This is a genomic window from Calothrix sp. CCY 0018 (assembly GCF_963920925.1).
In the GTDB taxonomy this organism is placed as follows: Bacteria; Cyanobacteriota; Cyanobacteriia; order Cyanobacteriales; family Nostocaceae; genus Rivularia.
Window position 1 is genome coordinate 1 of record NZ_CAWUDI010000112.1, and the last position, 1546, is coordinate 1546.

General features: G+C 38.9%; 2 protein-coding genes. Both read left to right on the forward strand.

The features are described 5' to 3' along the window. Positions 1 to 250 precede the first annotated feature (250 nt). Positions 251 to 886: a L,D-transpeptidase family protein gene (locus ACM03V_RS34350; RefSeq protein ID WP_414625291.1), complete on the forward strand. Its 636-nt coding sequence runs from the start codon at positions 251 to 253 to the stop codon at positions 884 to 886. Between the two features lie 101 nt (positions 887 to 987). Next, a complete protein-coding gene (locus ACM03V_RS34355; RefSeq protein WP_414625292.1) occupies positions 988 to 1464 on the forward strand; it encodes a GNAT family N-acetyltransferase in 477 nt (158 codons plus the stop codon). Positions 1465 to 1546 lie beyond the last annotated feature (82 nt).

Genomic DNA, 1546 nt, shown 5'->3' on the forward strand with positions numbered 1-1546 from the left:
GTAAGTGAAATAAGAATCCCAGTATTTTAGCGAAGCGGAATGCTGGGAGTGTCAAGCCACCGAAGATGCCGTTCTAAAACGATAAATATGTAGAGACGTAGCAGTGCTACGTCTCCAATTCTTGGTCATCCAACGAATCAATTTTAGTCGATTAATATAGCCTCAAAAAAAAATAATCCTTTAGGGTACTTTTGACAGAGAACTATTTATTATAGTATGCAATTATACAGGCTCTATAAATAATCATCTCATGACAGAAACATACATATCAAAAGTCAACGTTGACTTATGGAAACAAGAAGTAACCCTGGAATGGACTGGCTCAAATGCAGCATCGCAAAAAAAAGGACCTTTTCACTGCACCCCTGGTGCGGGTATTTCTGGTGTTAATTGCGATAACGTTGCAACCAGTCAAAAAGCTAACACAGATTGTACTCCCAAAGGTGAATTCCCGGTACTTTGGCACGATCGTAAATTCAGTAAGTATCCAGAAGCAGAATGGGTGACACGTTTTCAAGAAGCTTCGCGGGGAATTGCCCTTCATTACTATCCAAGGGTTCCCGAATTTCCTAGCTCTCACGGATGCGTTCGGATTAAAAGTTTAGAAGCAGCAAAGCTAATTTACGACAACACGAAAGCTGGAAAGTCAATTGTCAAAGTGTATGGAGAATTGCGACCAAATTTCAATAACACTTTAAGACGCGGTGCCAAAAATGAAGATGTGAAAAAGATGCAGCGTCAGCTAAGCAATAAAGGATATACACTGACTATTGATGGCGATTTTGGCCCAGGAACCGAAGCAAAAGTTAAACAGTTTCAAAGTGATAAGAGGCTTGTATCCGACGGAATATGCGGTTCTCAAACCTACGGCGCACTTTTTGCCTAATAGATTGCAATAAATTAAATTCTACATTTGAATCGCGCTAATCGCCATTTTTCCCGATAAAATTATCCTTACCGGAAGCCATTATCGGGGAAAATATTATCGTGAAGAATTTACCGAAAGGATGTATTCTCCGCAAAGCCACATCTGAAGACGCTTCATCAATTCGCTGGCTGGTATTCACAGCAAAACTCGACCCTACACAATTGAAATGGCCGCAATTTTGGGTAATTGAATTCGACAAAAAAATAATAGCTTGCGGACAGTTACGCAATTTTAACGAAGCTCAAGAACTTGGAAGTTTAGTTGTTAACAAAAATTGGAGAAATCGCGGTTTAGGAAGTTATCTTACAAAATATTTAATCGAGCAAGCAACTCAACCGCTTTATTTAGAATGTTTGGGTAAAAAATTAGTTAATTATTATCAAAAATTTGGTTTTGTACCAATTGATTTTCAAGATTTACCTGCATCTCTTAAAAGTAAATTTAAAATATCTCAATTAGGAAAACAATTAATCGGAGTTCCTGTAACTTTTCTGAAATATGGAATCAGTGAACATGAACAGTTAGCTGGCGGTTGAAACCGCGCCTACACAGGGGAAGTCCACCTGCGTGGACTATGTAAATTTACAACCCGCGCAGGCGGGTTTTGCTTGTGTAGAT